3 protein-coding genes are annotated in these 5391 nt (G+C 70.2%); 1 reads left to right on the top strand and 2 read right to left on the bottom strand.

What is annotated here, in order from left to right; genetic code table 11:
• Positions 1-39 precede the first annotated feature (39 nt).
• Positions 40-1071 carry a ferritin-like protein gene (locus ABZW03_RS18300; protein WP_355258795.1) on the bottom strand — a complete coding sequence of 344 codons (1032 nt, stop codon included), beginning with the start codon at positions 1069-1071 and terminating at the stop codon, positions 40-42.
• A 195-nt stretch (positions 1072-1266) separates the two neighbouring features.
• Positions 1267-1752 (bottom strand): hypothetical protein, encoded by a 486-nt coding sequence (locus ABZW03_RS18295; RefSeq protein WP_355258792.1) that lies wholly within the window; start codon positions 1750-1752, stop codon positions 1267-1269.
• A 114-nt stretch (positions 1753-1866) separates the two neighbouring features.
• Between ABZW03_RS18295 and ABZW03_RS18290 the strand changes: the two genes are divergently transcribed.
• Positions 1867-5334, top strand: a complete 3468-nt coding sequence (locus ABZW03_RS18290; RefSeq protein ID WP_355258789.1) for a multifunctional oxoglutarate decarboxylase/oxoglutarate dehydrogenase thiamine pyrophosphate-binding subunit/dihydrolipoyllysine-residue succinyltransferase subunit — start codon at positions 1867-1869, stop codon at positions 5332-5334.
• Positions 5335-5391: the final 57 nt, after the last annotated feature.

Here is a 5391-nt window from a genome sequence, read left to right as displayed (position 1 = left end):
GGGCGGCGGGCGGCCAGTCCCGTCGACGGGCGAACCGCGTCAGCCGTGCTTCAGGTGGTCGGGGCGGAGGAGGAACTCGGGCCCGTACACGTGGGCGGGGTCGTCCGGCAGGGGCACGGCCATCAGGTCCTGCGCCGCCGGTCCCAGCCCGAACATCGCACCGATCGACTGGTTCAGCGCGGACTTGTCCCCGTCCCGCCACGCCGTCTCCAGGTGGTCGAGCATCTCGGTGTACTGGTCGTTGAAGGCAGTGAGGAGTGTCCGCACCTGCTCCGTGGGGTCGGGCCAGCGCTCCGCCGTCAGCCTGCCCATGGGGAACGTCTCGGGGAAGGGGACCGGGTCCCCGACCCAGTCGTACGGCGTGGGGCCGCCGGGGGTGGGCACCAGCCGGTGCCCCTTCCAGATCTCGCCGAAGGCGTAGTAGTGGGCCAGCCGTCCGCCGGCGGTGGGGTCGTCGGGCAGATGGCTGGTGCCCTCCCCCTGCTCCTTGATCACCTCGATCGCCTGCGTGATCCCGTCGACCGAGTCGAACTTCTCCAGCCTGTTCCGGCCGATCTGCGCCTCCATCTGATGGCCTTCCCCGACGGGCGGCCTGACGTTGTCGAAAGCGTCCCGCAGCGCGTCGTAGAACTTGCCGATCGTCACCCACTCCTCGTGCAGGGGAGCGAGCGGGTTCTCGGGCATCTCGATCTCCATGAAGACCTCCCGGACGTACGCCTGGGTCAGCCCCTGGAGGTACACGTCGACCGTCGGCCGCACATTGCCCGGCAGCTTGCCCGGATACGTCGGCGCGGCGGCGAGGACGTGCGGCGTCCCACCGATCGCCGACAGCATGTTGCACACCATCCCCATGTGGAACATCTCGTCGTGGACGACGCTCTTGATCACCGCCTCGGCGTCGGTACCGGCGCTCCTGATGGACCACATGCCGCACAGGTACGGCGGCAGGGTCGACAACTCCAGGGCGATGGCGGACTGCAGACTGTCCTTGATCCACTTCAGGTCGTGCTCGGTCGCTGGGATAGTCAGCAGCTCGGCGATCGACATCGGCTTGGTGGCGTAGGTGGTCACGGCGGTTCCCGTTCGTTCGGCGGAAGCGGCGAAAAGCGGCGGAAGCGGCGGGCCGGCCGGTCGACGTGGACGGAGCTCGAGAAGAAGCTCCCGGGGCCGGGCCGCGGCAAAGGGGGCAGATGAGTGAATTCCTGCGTCTGCCGCGAGGCTCCGCCCGGCTGCGCCACGAAAGCCGTGCGGCACACGCATGGTCGATCAGTACCGAGGATTCGTTCGAGCGCCGGAGCTCGGGCCGGGCGGCGGATCGCTCTCGTTCACGATCCGCAGCATCTCCGCGGAAGGCCGGTACTGCTCCGTGACGACCTGCGGGCAGCGGCGGCAGAGCGAGGGCCCTTCCTGGTGGAACCAGCGGCACCGGGCACGGATCGGACACCGCGGCAGCTCGCCGACCACCTCGTCCAGCAGGACGGCGCTGCGGGAGGCGATCCCGCAGGCCGAGTTCCTGAAGTGGGCGCAGCCCGAGGTCCGGCAGGGTGCCGCGATGCGGAAGACCTCGCCGGGTGAGGCGGGCCGGGCCAGGGCGGTGATCTCGACGGTGACGGGCATCGCGTGCGCGGTCGGGGCGACCCGCGGTGCGCCGGGTGTGCCGGCCACGACTCCGATCAGGACCGACCCGGCCGCGTCGGCCGGGGCGCTGGGGCAGAGCAGGTCCGCGCCCTCGGCGGCCTCGTCCTGCGGCATCGCCGGGGCTACCGCGCGGCCCTGAGCGGCTGGACGTTCTGCACCGCGAGCCGTCCGTCGAAGCTCTTGGCCAGTGTCACCTCGAAGAGCTCCTCGGGGAAGAAGCCGGCGACGATGGGCCTGGAGACGTCGAACCCGTCCGAGGCATGGCGGGGCGCGATAGCGATCGCCGCCCCCAGGGCCGCCGCCCCGGCGCCGGCCGAGCCCGCCGCCGCCACCGGCCCCGAGCTGATCCAGCTGCGCGGCCCGGCGAAGGCCGTCGCCACCAACATGGACGCCTCGCTGGAGGTGCCGACCGCGACCTCGGTCCGCGCCGTGCCGGCGAAGCTGTTGATCGACAACCGCATCGTCATCAACAACCACCTGCAGCGCGCCCGCGGCGGCAAGGTCTCCTTCACCCACCTGATCGGCTACGCCCTGGTCCAGGCCATCAAGGCCGCCCCGGGCATGAACTACAGCTACAAGGTGGAGGACGGCAAGGCCTTCCTGGTCAAGCCGGAGCACGTCAACCTCGGCCTGGCCATCGACCTGGTCAAGCCGAACGGCGACCGCCAGCTGGTCGTCGCGGCCATCAAGAAGGCCGAGACGCTCGACTTCTTCGGCTTCTGGCAGGCCTACGAGGACATCGTCCGCCGGGCCCGCGCCAACAAGCTGACCATGGACGACTTCACCGGCGTCACGGTCTCGCTGACCAACCCGGGCGGCATCGGCACCGTGCACTCCGTGCCGCGCCTGATGCAGAACCAGGGCACCATCGTCGGCGTCGGCGCCATGGAGTACCCGGCCGAGTTCCAGGGCTCCGCCCCGGAGACCCTGTCCCGGCTGGGCGTCTCCAAGATCATGACGCTGACCTCGACCTACGACCACCGCGTCATCCAGGGCGCGGCGTCCGGCGAGTTCCTGCGCGAGATCCACCGCCTGCTGCTCGGCGAGAACGGCTTCTACGACGAGATCTTCGAGTCGCTGCGGATCCCGTACGAGCCGGTCCGCTGGGCCACCGACGTCGCCACCACCCACGACGACGAGGTCAACAAGACCGCCCGCGTCATGGAGCTGATCCACGCGTACCGCGTGCGCGGCCACCTGATGGCCGACACCGACCCGCTGGAGTACAAGCAGCGCAAGCACCCCGACCTGGACGTCGTCCAGCACGGCCTCACCCTGTGGGACCTGGAGCGCGAGTTCGCGGTCGGCGGCTTCGGCGGCCAGAAGATGATGAAGCTCCGCGACATCCTCGGCCTGCTGCGCAACACCTACTGCCGCACCGTCGGCGTCGAGTACATGCACATCCAGGACCCGAAGCAGCGCAAGTGGCTGCAGGAGCGCCTGGAGAAGCCGTACACCAAGCCGGAGCGCGAGGAGCAGCTGCGGATCCTCCGCCGGCTGAACTCGGCCGAGGCCTTCGAGACCTTCCTGCAGACCAAGTACGTCGGGCAGAAGCGCTTCTCGCTGGAGGGCGGCGAGTCGCTCATCCCGCTGCTGGACGCCACGATCGACTCGGCCGCCGAGCACCGCCTCGACGAGGCCGTCATCGGCATGGCCCACCGCGGCCGCCTGAACGTGCTGGCCAACATCGTCGGCAAGCCGTACGGCAAGATCTTCGGCGAGTTCGAGGGCAACCTCGACCCGAAGTCGATGCACGGCTCCGGCGACGTCAAGTACCACCTGGGCGCCGAGGGCACCTTCACCGGCCTGGACGGCGAGACCATCAAGGTCTCGCTCGCCGCGAACCCCTCCCACCTGGAGGCCGTGGACCCGGTCGTCGAGGGCATCGCCCGCGCCAAGCAGGACATCCTGGACCAGGGCGGCACGACCTTCCCGGTGCTGCCGATCCAGATCCACGGCGACGCGGCCTTCGCCGGCCAGGGCGTCGTCGCGGAGACCCTGAACATGTCGCAGCTGCGCGGCTACCGCACCGGCGGCACCGTGCACGTCGTGGTGAACAACCAGGTCGGCTTCACCGCCGCCCCGGCCAGCAGCCGCTCCTCGATGTACTCCACCGACGTGGCGCGCATGATCGAGGCCCCGATCTTCCACGTGAACGGCGACGACCCGGAGGCCGTGGTCCGCGTCGCGCGGCTCGCCTTCGAGTTCCGCCAGGAGTTCCACAAGGACGTGGTGATCGACCTCATCTGCTACCGCCGCCGCGGTCACAACGAGGCCGACAACCCGTCGTTCACCCAGCCGCTGATGTACGACCTGATCGACAAGAAGCGCTCGGTGCGCAAGCTGTACACCGAGGGCCTGATCGGTCGCGGCGACATCACCATGGAAGAGGCGGAGCAGGCGCTCCAGGACTTCCAGGGCCAGCTGGAGAAGGTCTTCGCCGAGGTCCGCGACGCGGCCCAGGCGCCGGCCGACACCACCGCCGGCAAGCCGGTCGCCGACTTCCCGGTCTCCATCCAGACCGGCATCTCCCAGGAGATGGTCAAGCGGATCGCCGCCTCGCAGGTCAACCTGCCGGACTGGCTGACCGTCCACCCGCGCCTGCTGCCGCAGCTGCAGCGCCGCGCCGCCTCGGTCGAGGACAACACCATCGACTGGGCGATGGGCGAGACCCTCGCCATCGGCTCGCTGCTCATGGAGGGCCACCCGGTCCGCCTGGCCGGCCAGGACAGCCGCCGCGGCACCTTCGGCCAGCGGCACGCCGTCCTGATCGACCGCAAGACCGGCGAGGACTACACCCCGCTGCAGTACCTGACCGAGGACCAGGCCCGCTACACCGTCTACGACAGCCTGCTGTCGGAGTACGCGGCCATGGGCTTCGAGTACGGCTACTCGCTGACCCGCCCGAACGCGCTGGTCATGTGGGAGGCGCAGTTCGGCGACTTCGTCAACGGCGCGCAGACCATGGTGGACGAGTACATCGCCTCCGCCGAGCAGAAGTGGGGCCAGCACTCCGGCGTCACCCTGCTGCTGCCGCACGGCTACGAGGGCCAGGGCCCGGACCACTCGTCCGCCCGCCCGGAGCGCTTCCTCCAGCTGTGCGCGCAGAACAACATGACGGTCGCCATGCCGACCCTGCCGTCGAACTACTTCCACCTGCTGCGCTGGCAGGCGCACAACCCGCACCACAAGCCGCTGGTCGTCTTCACCCCGAAGTCGATGCTGCGCCTGAAGGCCGCGGCGAGTGCGACCGAGGAGTTCCTGTCCGGCTCGTTCCGCCCGGTCATCGGCGACACCACCGTCGACCCGGCGCAGGTCCGCAAGGTGGTCATCACCGCCGGCAAGTTCTACTACGACCTGGAGGCGGCCCGCACCGAGCGCGGCGTCACCGACACCGCGATCGTCCGGGTCGAGCGGCTCTACCCGCTGCCGGTGGCCGAGCTCCAGGAGGAGCTGGCCCGCTACGGCGACGACGTCCAGTTCGTCTGGGCGCAGGAGGAGCCGGCCAACCAGGGCGCCTGGCCGTTCATCGCGATGAACCTGGTCGACCACCTCCAGGTCGTCATCGGCCGCAGCGGCGGCGACGCCCGACTGCGCCGGGTCGCCCGCACCGCGGCCTCGTCCCCGGCGGTCGGCTCGGCCAAGCGGCACGCCGCCGAGCAGCAGGCCCTGGTCGAGGAGGTCTTCGCGCTCTGACGCGCCGAAGCCTCCTGCCTGCCTGCCTGCCTGCCTGCCTGCCCCGTAACGCCCTCC

The organism is Kitasatospora sp. NPDC004799 (assembly GCF_040609095.1).
GTDB lineage: Bacteria > Actinomycetota > Actinomycetes > Streptomycetales > Streptomycetaceae > Kitasatospora.
Note: the sequence above shows the minus strand (reverse complement) of the source record. Positions and strands in the feature narration are given on the sequence as shown.

What these genes read in the sequence shown, in the direction of transcription:
- ABZW03_RS18295 (WP_355258792.1), bottom strand. Translation starts at nt 1,752, where the DNA reads ATGCCGCAGGACGAGGCCGCCGAGGGCGCGGACCTGCTCTGCCCCAGC.
- ABZW03_RS18290 (WP_355258789.1), top strand. Translation starts at nt 1,867, where the DNA reads ATGGGCCTGGAGACGTCGAACCCGTCCGAGGCATGGCGGGGCGCGATA.